10 protein-coding genes are annotated in these 14,485 nt (G+C 47.6%); 5 read left to right on the plus strand and 5 right to left on the minus strand.

Translation table 11 applies throughout. The annotated features are described in order from the left end of the window. Positions 1-80: 80 nt before the first annotated feature. On the minus strand, positions 81-1,472 hold the full coding sequence (locus H6F50_RS14810; RefSeq protein ID WP_190429287.1) for a type IV pilus twitching motility protein PilT: 1,392 nt from the start codon (positions 1,470-1,472) through the stop codon (positions 81-83). Between the two features lie 635 nt (positions 1,473-2,107). On the opposite strand from H6F50_RS14810, the gene H6F50_RS14815 reads away from it, so the two are divergent. From H6F50_RS14815 to wecB, 3 genes are read left to right on the plus strand one after another with little or no spacing between them, the layout of a single operon-like run. Then, a complete protein-coding gene (locus H6F50_RS14815; protein ID WP_190410337.1) occupies positions 2,108-2,482 on the plus strand; it encodes a hypothetical protein in 375 nt (124 codons plus the stop codon). Between the two features lie 7 nt (positions 2,483-2,489). Continuing rightward, a complete protein-coding gene (locus H6F50_RS14820) occupies positions 2,490-2,630 on the plus strand; it encodes a hypothetical protein (protein WP_190429288.1) in 141 nt (46 codons plus the stop codon). A gap of 11 nt (positions 2,631-2,641) precedes the next feature. Then, the gene (wecB, locus tag H6F50_RS14825; protein ID WP_190429289.1) at positions 2,642-3,760 is read left to right on the plus strand and encodes a UDP-N-acetylglucosamine 2-epimerase (non-hydrolyzing); all 1,119 of its coding nucleotides are present in this window, start codon (positions 2,642-2,644) and stop codon (positions 3,758-3,760) included. 14 nt (positions 3,761-3,774) lie between these two features. On the opposite strand, the gene H6F50_RS14830 is transcribed toward wecB, so the two are convergent. From H6F50_RS14830 to ilvN, 3 genes are all read right to left on the minus strand, one after another. Continuing rightward, complete coding sequence (locus tag H6F50_RS14830) at positions 3,775-4,920, minus strand: ABC transporter ATP-binding protein (RefSeq protein ID WP_190429290.1); 1,146 nt, start codon at positions 4,918-4,920, stop codon at positions 3,775-3,777. Between the two features lie 172 nt (positions 4,921-5,092). After that, on the minus strand, positions 5,093-10,207 hold the full coding sequence (locus H6F50_RS14835) for a hypothetical protein (protein ID WP_190429291.1): 5,115 nt from the start codon (positions 10,205-10,207) through the stop codon (positions 5,093-5,095). A gap of 932 nt (positions 10,208-11,139) precedes the next feature. Continuing rightward, the gene (gene ilvN / locus H6F50_RS14840) at positions 11,140-11,658 is read right to left on the minus strand and encodes an acetolactate synthase small subunit (RefSeq protein WP_190410342.1); all 519 of its coding nucleotides are present in this window, start codon (positions 11,656-11,658) and stop codon (positions 11,140-11,142) included. 332 nt (positions 11,659-11,990) lie between these two features. Here ilvN and H6F50_RS14845 point away from each other — a divergent pair, with 332 nt between their 5' ends. Then, the gene (locus tag H6F50_RS14845; RefSeq protein WP_190410343.1) at positions 11,991-12,359 is read left to right on the plus strand and encodes a BON domain-containing protein; all 369 of its coding nucleotides are present in this window, start codon (positions 11,991-11,993) and stop codon (positions 12,357-12,359) included. Between the two features lie 77 nt (positions 12,360-12,436). Here the strand turns inward: H6F50_RS14845 and H6F50_RS14850 are convergent, their stop codons facing one another. After that, the gene (locus tag H6F50_RS14850) at positions 12,437-13,387 is read right to left on the minus strand and encodes an alpha/beta fold hydrolase (RefSeq protein WP_190429292.1); all 951 of its coding nucleotides are present in this window, start codon (positions 13,385-13,387) and stop codon (positions 12,437-12,439) included. Between the two features lie 450 nt (positions 13,388-13,837). On the opposite strand from H6F50_RS14850, the gene infC reads away from it, so the two are divergent. After that, the gene (gene infC, locus H6F50_RS14855) at positions 13,838-14,371 is read left to right on the plus strand and encodes a translation initiation factor IF-3 (protein ID WP_190429293.1); all 534 of its coding nucleotides are present in this window, start codon (positions 13,838-13,840) and stop codon (positions 14,369-14,371) included. Positions 14,372-14,485 lie beyond the last annotated feature (114 nt).

The following is a 14,485-nucleotide window of genomic DNA, read 5'->3' on the forward strand; positions in this document are numbered from 1 at the left end:
AAGAAAAAGCGCCAAAATAATAAAAATGAAAGAAGAAACCCTTCTTCCATTTTTAATTTTTAATTTTACATTTTTAATTGTTACACCCGACCTCGGAGGAACTGAGCCATCTCATTCGGAGTGGGCGACATTTCCAGAGCAGTCTCTTCGGTGATTCGACCCTCATGGTAGAGGTCGAGGAGGGCTTTGTTCATTGTCATCATGCCGTCAAAGCTGGAGCCTAGCATGATTCCGGTAATTTCTTCGTACTTACCCTCCTTAATGTAGTCCTTGATTGCTTCGGTATTAATCAGGATGTCGTGGAAAGCCGCACGCTTGCCATCGGTCGTTTTGCACAATCCTTGGGAAATGATCGCCACCAGAGATTCAGCGATCGCTATTTTCATCGAATGCTGCTCTTCTGCTGAATACAGATTGAGAATCCGCTCAATCGTTTTCACAGCGCTATTGGTGTGCAGCGTCCCCATCACCAAGTGACCCGTTTGCGCCGCTTTGAGAGCAGTGTTAACCGTTTCTTTATCTCGCATTTCCCCAACCAGAATCAGATCGGGATCTTCCCGCAAAGCGGCTTTCAGCGCATTGTCGAACTTTAAGGTGTTCAACCCTACTTCCCGGTGCTTAATCAGCGACTTGCGACTCGTATGAACAAATTCAATCGGGTCTTCAATCGTGATGATGTGCTTTGCCATCTCCTTATTGATGTAGTCAATCATGGCAGCCATCGTGGTGGATTTACCCGAACCCGTTGGGCCTGTGACCAAAATCAATCCCTTATGGTAATGGGAAATATCCTTAAACACCTCTGGCAACCGCAGTTGCTCCAAAGTCAGAATATTGTTTGGAATCAATCGCATCACCATCGCTGGACCGCGCATCGAACCAAACACATTAATCCGGGCGCGAGAGAATTCATACTGGGTAACGCCGTCAAAGTCTAAGCGCTCTTCAAATTCCCGAATCTGAGCATCAGTCATCACCTCTCGCAACCAGCTCATGAATGTCGCTTCATCCGTCTGCGGATAATCGGTCATCTCCATGTCGCCCCGTTTGCGGTAGCGAGGAATTTCACCGACACCTGCATGAATGTCGGAAATTCCGTTTTCATGAGCTTTGACGACGATTTCCTTCAAGGTGGGCTGTCCGGGACTAGGACCTGGACCCCTTGCAGCCGTTCGAGCCACCACCGTTGCTGCTGTTGCTGATGCTGCCGAGGCAGCTGTAGCAGGGGATCGAACTCCTGTCCCCGCTGCTGGAGGAGCCGCTTTCGGTGGAGGAGATACAGAAGCTGCCCCTGCACTTGCCGCTGCATGGGGAGAGGGCGGCGCAGTCATCTGCATCGTTTGCATGGGCTGCTGCTGAGTGGAAACGGTGGCAGCTGTATCCCTAGCCGGAGGTCGCATTCCTGGCGGGGGTGGTGGGGGAACGCGGGGTGGAGGCGGTGGTGACATGGGCGGACGCTGCGGTTCTGTCATCTTTCAACTACCACTGATTGAAAATTTGTAGGAATCGTTACAAAAAAAGCTAAGGATAGCCCGCGAATACGTTCTTTTAAGACGTAAAGCGATTCGGTGGAACACGCCACAGCTTTTATTTGAGGAGCCTTAAAAACTCCTATTCCTAGTTTTCCCAAAACTTTTGGTTCGCTAACATTCAACGCCAAAAATTCTCTTACCAGCTCAAAACAGCAGCAGTGGCAACTTAGCCGTCTAGCGGCGGTTTACCCGTTAGCCCTAGATGAGCTGGTTTATGAGAATACCCGTTAAAATTTATAAGATATGTTAAGCATAGTGAAAGCGGCTTTGGTCGTTTCCCTATGCCACTGCTTGGGCTATAAAATTCCTCGATTGCTGGAAAAGACTGAAAGCTAGAACCTCCTCAAATTTCTATCTTTTGGATGATGGTCGTTTTATAAGGCAGTCTAATATAGAGCATTTGAAAAAGTTTCGCATCCATAAATCTTCTGGATTGACTGTAAATTTTGGTTAAGAACGGCTCATCTAAAGAAAAGGATTAACTATACTGATTTTCACTTAGTCGATACTAGGGGATCGATTAAAAGTCATTTTCCGCATATAAATTTGTTCTTTGACTATCAGGAGAAAAAATCGTGCAATTAAGTCACAATCAAGGTTTGGCAAAAGTGTATTCATTGTCTATGGTCAAGAGCTTTTTGATCTGGACTTTTACTTTAGGGGTTTGCTTGCTGGTGGTGGGTTTCCCCTTAGTTGTTTTGATGGTTACGGTTGGCGCTTTGTTAGCGATCGCTTTACAATCTGTACTGCCAGTTAGCGCAGTTTTGTTGGTCGCTGGAGCTTTAATTGGCGGGAATATTTTGGCAGTTGTCGCTGGTGCGGCATTGCTAACGCTGAAGGGTGTTAATCCTCAAGAAGTTCGTTGGTTGCACTGGCTGCATGGTGAAGCCAATCCGCTACATACCTCTGTCTATGCAGCTTGCCCACTAACCTGCGATCTAGATTCTTGAATGGCCTGTGAACGCTTTTAATAAGTTAGTCTATTGTCTGCAAGAGTTCTGCGACCCGGCACCTGCCGGGTCTTTTCGTAGGAAAATGGCAAGCGTAGGATGGGAAGAGAAGTGCGATCGCGCTTCTCTCCCGATTATTCCCAATTAAGCTAAATTTCCATGCCGCCATCTCCTATCAAAGTTTGCATCACGCTGGGAACCCGTCCGGAAGCCATTAAGCTAGCACCTGTTATCCAAAAGTTTCAGGAATCGCTAACTTTTCAAACTCACGTAATATTGACGGGTCAACATCGAGAGATGGTCGAGCAAGTCATGCAGCTATTTGGGCTGAATGCCGACCAAAATTTAGAAATTATGCAACATCAACAAACTCTGACAGATATTACTTGTCGTAGTTTGCGGGGGCTGGAAACTGTATTTAAACAATTACAGCCTCATTTAGTATTAGTTCAGGGGGATACAACCACAGCCTTTGCAGCAGCGATGGCAGCGTTTTATCAAAAAATTCCTGTCGGTCATGTGGAAGCGGGATTACGCACCGACGAGCTTTTTAATCCTTACCCAGAAGAAGCCAATCGGCGATTAATTTCTCAGCTAACTCAGTTACATTTTGCCCCTACAACCCTAGCGGTAGAAAATCTGCAACGTTCTGGAGTCACTGGCGAAGTTCACCACACTGGGAATACAGTCATCGATGCTTTATTAACCGTGGCGAAAAGTCAGCCGGATTGCCCGATTCCCGGTTTGGACTGGAGTGGATATCGCACGCTACTGGCAACAGTCCACCGACGCGAGAACTGGGGAGAACCCCTGCGGGGAATTGCGGAGGGATTTCTCCAAATATTAGATAAATTTTCGGATACTGCATTACTGTTGCCGCTCCATCGCAACCCGACTGTGAGAGAACCGCTACAAGAACTTCTCGGTAATCATCCCAGAATCTTCTTAACAGAACCGTTAGATTACGCCGAACTGGTGGGGGCGATTCAACGCTGTTATTTGGTATTGACTGATTCTGGAGGATTGCAGGAGGAAGCACCGAGTTTGGGGAAGCCGGTACTGGTATTGAGGGAAACCACCGAACGACCAGAGGCGGTAGCCGCGGGAACTGCAAAATTAGTAGGAACAGAACCCAATCAAATTCTTGCAGCGGCAACAGAACTCCTCAGCGATCGCAGTGCTTATCAAGCAATGGCAACGGCAATTAATCCCTTTGGCGATGGTCGTTCTGCTGAGAGAATATTGCAAGTTGTTGAGAAACATTTCCAAAGCTGTTAACAAGTCGCGAATTCTTAAGGAAACAGAGCATCGCCCGTGGTGGGGTCAAAGACAAATAACTGGTTGAGGTCGAGCTGTACAGAAATGCGATCGCCGGAATGACCCCGCCAATCTGAAGCTGCCTGGATATTGATCGGTACCCCAGACGCCGGTAAATTCGCCCGAATCAGTGTTTCCCGTCCCAGCGGTTCTACAACCTTCACCTCAACCATCAGCAGTGAGTGCTGTAGAGGCAAGACCCCGTCCCGACCAAAGGCTTCGGGTTCTTGTTCGTTTTTAATCTTTAATTTTTCATTTTTAGTTGTTATATGCTCTGGGCGAATCCCTAACTCTATGCCCTGTCCCTGTCTGAGTTGCAACTTGTCCTGAAGCGCTGGAGGACAAGATAAAGCCTGATCCCCCACCTGAAAAACTTCACCCGTATAAGTCGCGTGGAGAATATTCATCGGTGGATTGCCTAAGAATGTAGCAACCATCAAATTTGCCGGTCGCGCATAAATTGTTTGCGGGTCGCCAATTTGTTGAATCCGACCGCGATTGAGTACCACAATTCGATCTGCTAGGGTCATCGCCTCTACCTGATCGTGAGTGACGTAGATCGTGGTAATTCCCACTTGTTGGTGTAATTGCTTAAGTTCTGCTCTGGTATCGTCTCGCAGCTGGGCATCCAGGTTAGAGAGGGGTTCATCTAGTAAGAATACTTGGGGTTGACGAGCGATCGCTCTCCCTAATGCCACCCGTTGCTGTTGTCCCCCCGATAGCTGCTTGGGTTTGCGGTCGAGGAGATGGGCGATATCGAGCGATCGCGCGACCGTCTCTACTCGTTCCTGCATCGTTTTCGCGTCAGTTCCACGCATCCGTAGACCAAAAGCTAAATTTTTAGCAACGGTCATGTGCGGGTAGAGGGCGTAATTTTGGAACACCATCGCCACATCTCTTGCCCTAGCAGGAATCTCATTCATCAGGACATTCCCAATGTAGAGATTGCCGCTACTTAGCGTGTCCAAACCCGCAATTGTCCGCAAAATCGTGGATTTGCCACAACCGGAAGGTCCCACCATCACCCAGAACTGCCCATCCGGCACCTCGAAGGAAATATCCTCAATCGCAGTAGCATTATTAAATTTTCGGGTAATTCCTTCTAAGCGAACATTTGCCATTGTTGTTAGAGATGAGTCGATTAGCCATTAGTTTATCGCTCAAGGCCTTAGTTTCTTCTCTCTTTTCTTCCTTGCGGCTCTCTAGCGAAGAGAGCGCATCCCTCTCGCGCATCCGCGCCGTTTCGCGAAAGCTAGTGCATCTTTGCGGTTCATCTAAAATAACTAAAAACTACTAATTCTCACAAAGTTGGCGATCGCTTTCTCGGACTTTGGGATTGTTTTCTAGATAGTCTTGCACCCAACTACAACTGCGTGCCAGGAGATTATCGAGATCCAGATTCCACAACATCACGGTTTTGTCCTTACTGGCAGAAGCTAGAATCTTCCCATCCGGGCTGAAACTCACACTGGTAACGCGATCGCTATGACCTGGGAGCGTTTTAATTAACGTGTCATCCAGTCGCCACAATTGCACCGTGTTTTCCCAGGTCGTCGTCGCTAGAATTTGACCATCCGGGCTAAAACTAACGTGAGCAACGCTATCCGTATGCCCTTTCAAAGTTCGATATAAAGAACCATCGCGCCGCCAAAGTTTAACCGTATTGTCATAACTCGCGGATGCGATTAGCTGACTATCCGGGCTAAAAGCGACATCCAAAACCCAACCACTATGTCCCGGTAAGGTTTGCAGATATTTTCCCTCGGCAGTCCAGACTTTGACCGTATGATCGTCGCTAGCAGTCGCCAGTAATTCCCCGTCGGGGCTAAAAGCCACTGCATTAACGCGATCGCGATGCCCAGTTAAAGTTTTAATCAAATTGCCCGAAGTATCCCAAAGTTTTACCGTCTTATCACGAGAAGCAGAAGCAATCATTTTGGCATTGGGACTAAACGCCACATCCAAAACCCAATCGCTGTGCTTATTTGGCTCATTCAGGGGGTTGAGAAGCGTACCCGAGCGATTCCAGAGTTTCAACGTCTTGTCACGAGAAGCAGAAGCAATCAACTGAGAGTCGGGGCTAAAACTCACGCTATTTACCCGATCTTTATGTCCATTCAACGTAGCGATCAAAGAACCGCTTCTGTCCCACAACTTCACTGAATTATCTTGACTGGCAGAGGCAGCCATCTGACCATCGGGACTGAAACTCACATCATATATCTGATCCGTATGTCCTCTTAAAACAGTGCGCGACATATCATTCAGTCGCCAGAATTTGACAGTTTTATCGTAACTACTAGAAGCAATCGTCTGACCATCGGAGCTAAAACTAACACTTGTCACCCCATCACTATGTCCCCGCAGGATTTTCAGCAGCTTCCCGTTGCGATGCCAGAGTCTCATTGTATTGTCATTACTGGCAGAGGCAATCATCTGGCTATTTGGACTAAAACTCGCTCCAAACACCCAGTCACTGTGTCCCTGAAGAACCCGGATCGTTTGTCCAGTTTGGTAGTTCCAAAGCCTGACTGTTTTGTCATCGCTTGCTGAAGCTAACAACTGCTTATCGGGACTGAAATTGAGGTTGGTTACTTTGCCAGTGTGTCCCTTGAGGATTTTGTAGGGTTGCTCGACCGTCATGGAAGCCATGTTCCAGATTGTCACTGTTTTGTCGTCACTCGCCGATGCTAAAAATCGACCATCCGGGCTAAAAGTGGCGCTGGTAACTTTTCCGTTGTGTTTCAATGTTTTCAGCAACTTGCCGGTGCGATAGTTCCAAAGCTTTACCGTTTTGTCATCGCTTGCCGAAACTAATATTTGACCGTTTGGGCTAAAGCTGACGTGATTAACCAAACTACCGTGTGCTTTGTCAATCGTTCTTAGTAAAGTACCGTCTGTTTGCCAAAGTTTTATTGTCTTGTCAGAACCAGTCGAAGCTAAGAGGCGACCGTTAGGGCTAAAACTGACGCTGGTGACGCTCTCACGATGACCTGACAAGGTTTTCAGGATCTTGCCATCGCGCCGCCAAAGTTTTACCGTTTTATCGACGCTGGCAGAGGCAATTGTCTGACCATCGGGGCTAAAGCTGACGCTCCAAACGACATCACGATGTCCTTCTAAGCGATTGCGTTCTTGTACTCCGTAGATTGCCTGCTGCATCGCCGTAACGACGCGCATTTGGGTATCGGGTTCTACTCCAACTGCACTTTCGAGGCTTTTCCCTGCCCTCAAGGCTTCAATTAAGGCATCAAATTCTTTGTAGGAGACAAAGAGCGTTTCGGAAGAAGCACTCAGGGCGGTGAGTTGAGCATTTGTTTGCGCGATCGCTGCCAGCTTTCTTTGAGCTTCGGCTCGCAGCGCAAATCCCCCGGCAGAAACTGCCAGGATTGTCATCATAATGCCGACGCCAATCGTTCGCAATTGTTGTTTCCGTGCCTGATACAGCTTTTCCTCACTTTGTGCTAATTGGGCTTTCAAGTTCAGATCGGATTTTTGACGAATCCGATCGACTAGATAATCATGAACCAATTGGTAACGGGCTTCTGACCCTTCCCAAATCACGAAAACTAAACCAGATCCTACAAGAATTTCTAAAATTAAGTCTAGTAGAGGCATTTCGCCGCCCACTGCTCTTTCCGCCTCAAGCTGCAATACGGTTGCCAGCTCTTGCTTCGTCTTCAGGGGTCGCGTTCCTTTCTCGTTCGTCAATAAAAATAAAACGTTCCAAGCCAAAGCTTCATTTTCGATACCACAATCAGCAATGACTTTTTTCAGAAATCGCTCAACCAGTTCGGCTTTCGGATTCGCTCCCAATTGCTGATACTGTTGCATCGTGGTGATTTTGTCTTCTTCTTCCTGCAATTGGGCACCCACTAATTGCAATTCAATGGGGCGCACCTCTCCCAGTTCTTCAGCCAAATCTTCCACTAACCGATTAATTAACTGCGGCTCTAAATAAAAAAATGGAGAGCGTTCGGTTAAGCTTTTAACAATCTGCCGCGCATCCGGCTTAGAAAAATTCCCCAAATAGTAGCGAATATCTTGGTTTAAAATGTCGTTATTTATGACATCTAAATACTGGAGTCGTTCGCACTCTAGTAAATAATGCAGATAGTCTTCTCGCAGAGACAAAATAACTTTTACAAAGGGAATGTTGAGGCAGTCGCGCAAAAATTCATAAAACTGCCGCCGCATCGCTGGATTAGTACAGACGAAAAAGAATTCTTCAAACTGGTCAAAAATCAGAACGGTTAACAGATTGCGATCGCTATTGTGTCGCAACTGTTCTAGGAGGTTGGCAGCAAGTAGTGTCGGCGGAACCGCAGACATTGGCATTTCTTCAGCGCGATCGCTTTCTTCTAAGATTTCCTGTAAAGATAAAGTTTCTCCGCCCGTTCTCACTTCGCTGCTATCTTCTGACTCCTGTCCGGACGCGATCGGGACGGGAAGGTGTTGGGCGTCTTCCTCCTCTAAAGGGAGTTCTGATTCCTGGTTTCTGACTCTGAGTTCCTTCGATAATTGTCTTGCCAGCGTCCCTACCCAATCTTTATAAACTTCGATAACGACAGGTAAAACATCACGTGCACCGATGCTTTTGAGCTGGAGTGCTGGAACTAAACCAGCAGTGATAATTGAGCTTTTACCAACTCCAGAAGGACCGTGAATCACAATCAATTTGTAGTCATTGCGGCCAATCCGGTCAATGAGGCGAGTGACATCCTGCTGCCGACCAGAAGCAGCAATTTCCTGGGGAATCGACCCTCCCAAGCGCATATCTCCTCCAGATGTGACGCCTGGGTTCAGAGCCTGCCGGTAAGGCTGTAGGCGTCCGGCACCTGTAAAAGAACGGAACCCGTATTGATGCTCCAGGGAACGCTGCTCTTGCTTCAGTTGAAAGGCTTGCAGATAATCACCCTGCTGAAAGTAGAGCGATCGCAGTGCCTTGAGAATCCGCAAACATAAATGGGGATCGTACTGATGGTTACACTTGTTGAGCGCCTGTTCCAAGTTTTGAATCGCGGCGGCAGCTTGCCGCTGTCCCAAATGTTTCTGAGACTGTGCCAGCAGCAACAAATATAAACTTTCATACTGAGATTGCGGGATTGAGGCAGAAGTTGTCTGGAACGTTTCTTCCGCCAGCGTTGAAAGTGCCAGAGTCGCTTGCTGATACGCTTCTATCCAATTGGACTGGTTAAGCGCCACCTCCGCCAGAAAGCCAAAATCTTGAGCCTGCTGGAGGTTTGCATCATAAGTTTGATGCAGGATCAAAGCTTTTTCTGCCAGCTCCTGCAAATCCGCCCACGCTTCCAAACGCCGCAGCACTTCACAAAGGAATGAAATAAACTTAGCAACCAGTTCTGGACGTTGAGCTTCCTCAAAAACTTCAATGCACTGCTGAAAATAATCTCTCGCTTGCTTCCAGTGCTGGCGGCTCATTTCCGGTCGCAAGTTAGCCAAACGGGTATAGCATTGCCCCAAATGAAACAGCAGCAAACCCACTTTTAGGACTGAGTGCTGAGGACTAACGACACACAAAGAATCGGAAATCGTGGTGCTTGCCTCTTGACCCTCATTTCTGATGTTTTCCCCAGTCCGTACTTCGTGGCGCTTTGCTAACAGTTCTGAGTCTTCAGTCCTGAAATAAGCCAGACTTCGTTGATAATGGGCGATGCTTGACTGGATTTGATCGGTGGCGTAGTCATTGCGCCCCCGCACAAATTCGAGACTTGCCTGTAGTTGAGGCTCCAATTGTTGCCCGCGACGCCGCAAATCTGTTAAGGCCGACTCCAGTTCTAGGCGATGCTGGGAACCAACAACTAAATCGAGAGCGGAATGGTGCAACAACTCAAAATTGCTAGAATCTAGCTCTCTGGCAAATAGAGAGTCCGCTTTCTGCCGCAATAATTCGATTAACTCATCCCCTGACATCACAAATCGGATCGAAGAAGCTGCCCAGCTTTTGAAATCTGGCGCAAACCGAATCAGCTTTTGTAGCACCGCGTCGGAGAGCCACAACACGAGGGGGAAAGGAAACTGAGCGCGAAATTCATCGCGTACTTGATTGGTTGAGGTCAGCAGTTGATCGAGAGCGACTACCGACTCCAGCCCTAAAATCATCGCGGCGGACAATATTTCTGTTTGTCGAGACGTATTCCCTGGCTCTTCCAGCGCTTCCAATATGGGGTTGTAAAGCGTCTTGACCGAATCTGCTAATATCACCTCGCGCACGGGAAACGGATTTTGTTCCCGTACCTGCTGCACCATCCGCTGTTGCAACAAGCTATAGTTGCAGCGCACCAAAATTAGCGAGAATTGCCCCTGAGAAAGGGCGATCGCTCTCAAGAGCGTCTTTAATGAGCGTTGGTTGTATGCATCTGCCTCTTCTGGTCGGCTCAGATCGGTCATTGCTTCTACGTTTGGCCTGCGCGTTCGATAGACAATATTCCTCTGCCAATGCTTTAGCAGTAGCGGTATTTTAAAAACGAATAGGCACAAATACTATTTTTAATCAGATGAACCGGCTTCGGAGCTGCTTAGGTTTTGCATTTGCAATTGACTGATAATTCGCCAGAATTATCGTCAGGCAGCTTTGTTATACGTGAGTTTTATAATTCCCACAAATCGTTGATTAAAATGAGTTCCTCCACTCATTTCTGCCAAGATGTCTCTTTTCCTAGTGGCTTAAGCCAAGAGTCTTATAAAGAATCCAGATAGGGAACCATCTGGAACTGCGTACCCAGCAGGAATTTTCGGTATTGCTCCCAGCATTGGCATCCAGGAATGGTTTGCGAACCAACCAGGTTCGCAACTCCCCCTTTAGCAGAGGTTCTTGACGGCTGTTTCGGCAACTCACATCTTATTATGTAGTTATCAGAGAATAAACGATTTTTCTGATAAAAGAAAATAGTATCTGTCGTGAGCAAGAACTGAACTCTAACCGCTCCTGATACAATCGAGTTCCTCTAATCCGAGGTAGGCATCAGCTCATCCGGAAACTTTTGCGAATGTTTAGGGCAAAGTTGTACTCAAGGGGATTCCTTGCCTACTCCGGGAAGGGAACCTCTAATCTCACGCTTCTATAGCTATGCCAGTCTTTGGCTACACAGGGCAAGTAGGAAGCCAGGGAATAACAGCGATTGGGTAGATTTCCTGGAAAGTCATTTGGAGTACCTTACTAAAAAAAGCTCCGAGCCAGACTCAGTAGACTGGAGACTCGGAGAAAATAAGCGCGAATAGAAAAGAAGAACAGATGATAAAAAGCGCGATCGCCGAGCGAGGAAAATTGATGCTTCTCTCTACTTCCCGCATCAGCAAGCTGAAAAATTCCCTTACCTCGATTAAAGCTTAGCTTCCAGAGACTTGAGAAACTCTGTGTTAACACCCGACTCGCGGGTAAGGGCAATTTTGCCGGTGCGAGCAATTTCACGCAAACCAAATTTATTCAGCACTTGAACAATCGCCACCAATTTGCCTGGATCTCCCACCACTTCTAAAGTGAGCGCATCCTCCGCAATGTCTACTACCCTAGCGCGGAAAACCTGAGCCAGTTCAATCACTTCCGAGCGATTGGAGCTGGTAGCATTCACCTTCAGCAACATCAGCTCTCGTTCTACACACGGAGTATCCGTTATATCCTGGACTTTTAGTACATTCACCAGCTTGTAGAGCTGCTTGGTGAGTTGCTCGATCACCCGGTCATCTCCCGGCACGACCATCGTAATCCGGGAGATTCCGAGCTGTTCAGCTGGTCCAACAGCAAGGCTTTCAATATTAAATCCCCGACGGGCAAACAAACCGGCAATCCGAGTCAGGACTCCAGCTTCATCTTCAACCAAAACTGAAAGGGTATGTTTCATTTTATACAAAACAGGCGGAGGCGCGATGTTGCTTTCAACACGCTAAGCAATATTTTGCTTCCCTACAAGAAGCTACGTGGGTTGTAAGCAGTACGTTAGCAAAGACTTACTACCTACACGGTATGCGAAGGCAATGTTAACAGAAATTACGTTAACGAAGCTACATCTTAATGTTACTGTATAGCACCCCTTGGCTACAAAAAACGGCTATCTCTGTATATTTAGGGATTTTTAGCCCCCGGAAAACCTTAAATCTTTTCATTGATAGATGTCTTGATTTAGCAATTTCATAATAATGGTGTAGTTCAGCTTAATTTGGAGCAAAAATACCTATGGGTTGGTTAAAAAGACTTTTTGGCATGGAAAAGCCGCAAAATGCACAAACTAATGCGGTACCAGCACCGACAGCTCAAGCTCCTGCCTCAACCGGCACTGCAAGTAGCAGCGAGACGATTCCGCCAGAGCGAGTGGGATTAACTGGAGAATATGACCAAAGCGGACTTGCCAAGCGGGTTGCTCTAGCTTTCGATCAAGATCCGGATCTGGATGATATTAATACGCTCTATGTAGCCCAAACCGGCGGCACAGTTGTGCTAAAAGGACAAGTTCCCAGCCAGCAAATTCTCAATCAAATGGTCTCGGTCGCCCGGAGTGTGGAGGGTGCCACGGGTGTCCAAACCGATCAAGTCACCATTGGCTAGAAGTTAGAGGCCTAGAAATTCGAGGCTAGAAGAAAAAATCGATAGGGTGGGAAGTGCCCACCCTACTTGGCGAAAAGCTAATCACTCACTGCTAACTGTTTTTGGGGTGTAGCAGAGCTATCTACCTGGTCTTCAGGCATCGTTTCAAGCCAGTTGAGGATAATCTGGTTAACTTCATCTGGACATTCGTCATGGGGACAGTGACCTGCATCCAGCTCAACCAACTGAAGCTTAGGGTTGATATCCCTAAATCGAGCCAGTACGCTAAAAGGAATCATTTTATCTTGCCGACCCCAAATCAAGAGCATGGGCGTGTTCAAGGTTGGCAGTAAGGTTTTGACACTTGGGCTAAATTTAGCACTGGTCATCGCTTTAAGGATGGCACCGAATGCTGCTGCCGAACCCCGATCTTGAGCGGGACCTGCCAGAATATCTACCAGTTCGTCGGTGACAGCATTTGGGTTAGCGTAAGCGATCGCTGCCCACTTGCGGACGAAGGAGGGACGCCTGACTAGATAAAAGACATTCTGGAGAATCACGGGTGAAGCCACAACACCTTTGACCCCTGCCACAACGGGTCGCAACCAGGCGGGAATTGCCTCTTCCTCCACGGAGGGATCGGGCAAACTCATCATCACAAAGCCTTTCACCATCTCTGGATGCGCGGCTGCCACTGCCAGACACACCAGCGATCCTATCGAATTTCCGACTAATACCACTGGCTGCTGAATAAAAGTCCGCCAGAAATCATAAACTTGCTCTACCCAAAGATCGACTTTGTAGTCTGCCTGCGCCTTCCGGGATGCCCCAAATCCCAGCATATCTAGCGCATAAACCGTGTGAGACTGACCAAGTACCGCTAGATTGTGTCGCCAGTGTCCAATGGAAGTCCCAAATCCATGCAGCAGCAATAAGGGGGTTGTCTTTTGTGTCGGTTGAGACGCCCGGATGTATGTATAGCGAGTCTGCCAACCCCGCCAAACCCAGTCTCTTTGACTGCCAATTCGATGCTGCCAATGCTGGGTCACGATCGCTTTTGCCTCAAATTAATAAGTTTTATAAACTTTATCTTTGTCTGTTAATTTCCATTTTAGTGGTTTGCTGCTAGAGCGTGTCTCATCAGGGTTTCTGAGAACTTAAGTTAACAAACCTAGACAAAACCCATGCTGTATGGCTGCACAGAAAAAGTCCCTACCCCGAATAGCAGACTTGCATCGTCTGCGTAAATTGCCAATCAACAGTCGTTGAGGGGGAGATGGGAGCGATCGCTTTTTGGAAGTTACGTGAACAACTATAGACAGAAACTCTCCCATACTCAGTAGAATGGCAGATACAAGGAAAGAAAAACTTGGTTTCTTTGGGAATGAAATTGAGAACGCCAGGAAGCAGCCTGTAGCTCTAGTGCGATCGCTCAAACATTCAACAACCCACTGCTATCAAAATTAACCTTATCAACTAACCGAGCAAACATAACCCTAATGCCTGTGATTGAGAAAAGACGCACTCGCGATCTACCCCAAATTAACGAACGTATTCGTTTTCCCCAAATTCGCGTCATTGACACCGATGGCACGCAGCTGGGAATTATGACGCCAAACGAGGCTATCCGCATCGCTGAAGAAAAAGAGCTGGATCTTGTCCTGCTCAGCGATAAGGCAGAACCCCCCGTTTGCCGGATTATGAACTATGGCAAGTATAAATTTGAACAGGAGAAAAAAGCGCGGGAAGCTCGGAAAAATCAGCATACCGCTGATGTCAAGGAAGTGAAGATGCGCTACAAGATTGAAGAGCATGACTATCAGGTGCGAGTTAATCAAGCCGAGCGCTTTCTGAAGTCGGGAGATAAGGTCAAAGCCACGATTACGTTCCGAGGTCGCGAAATTCAACACAGCGATTTAGCCGAGGACTTGCTCAAGCGGATGGCGACGGATTTACAGGAACTAGCGGAAGTGCAGCAAGCTCCCAAAAAAGAAGGTCGCAACATGATGATGCTGCTGTCTCCGAAAAAATAGCTCAGTAGTCGGCGGTCAGTAGTCAGTGGTCAGTGGTGTGGGGAAGACCAGGCGTCGCCCGAACAGTGGTCAGTGGCAAAAAAGAAACAACTGACCACTGACTACTGACAACGG

Origin of the sequence: Coleofasciculus sp. FACHB-712, from assembly GCF_014695635.1 — a bacterium.
Classification (GTDB): domain Bacteria; phylum Cyanobacteriota; class Cyanobacteriia; order Cyanobacteriales; family FACHB-T130; genus FACHB-T130.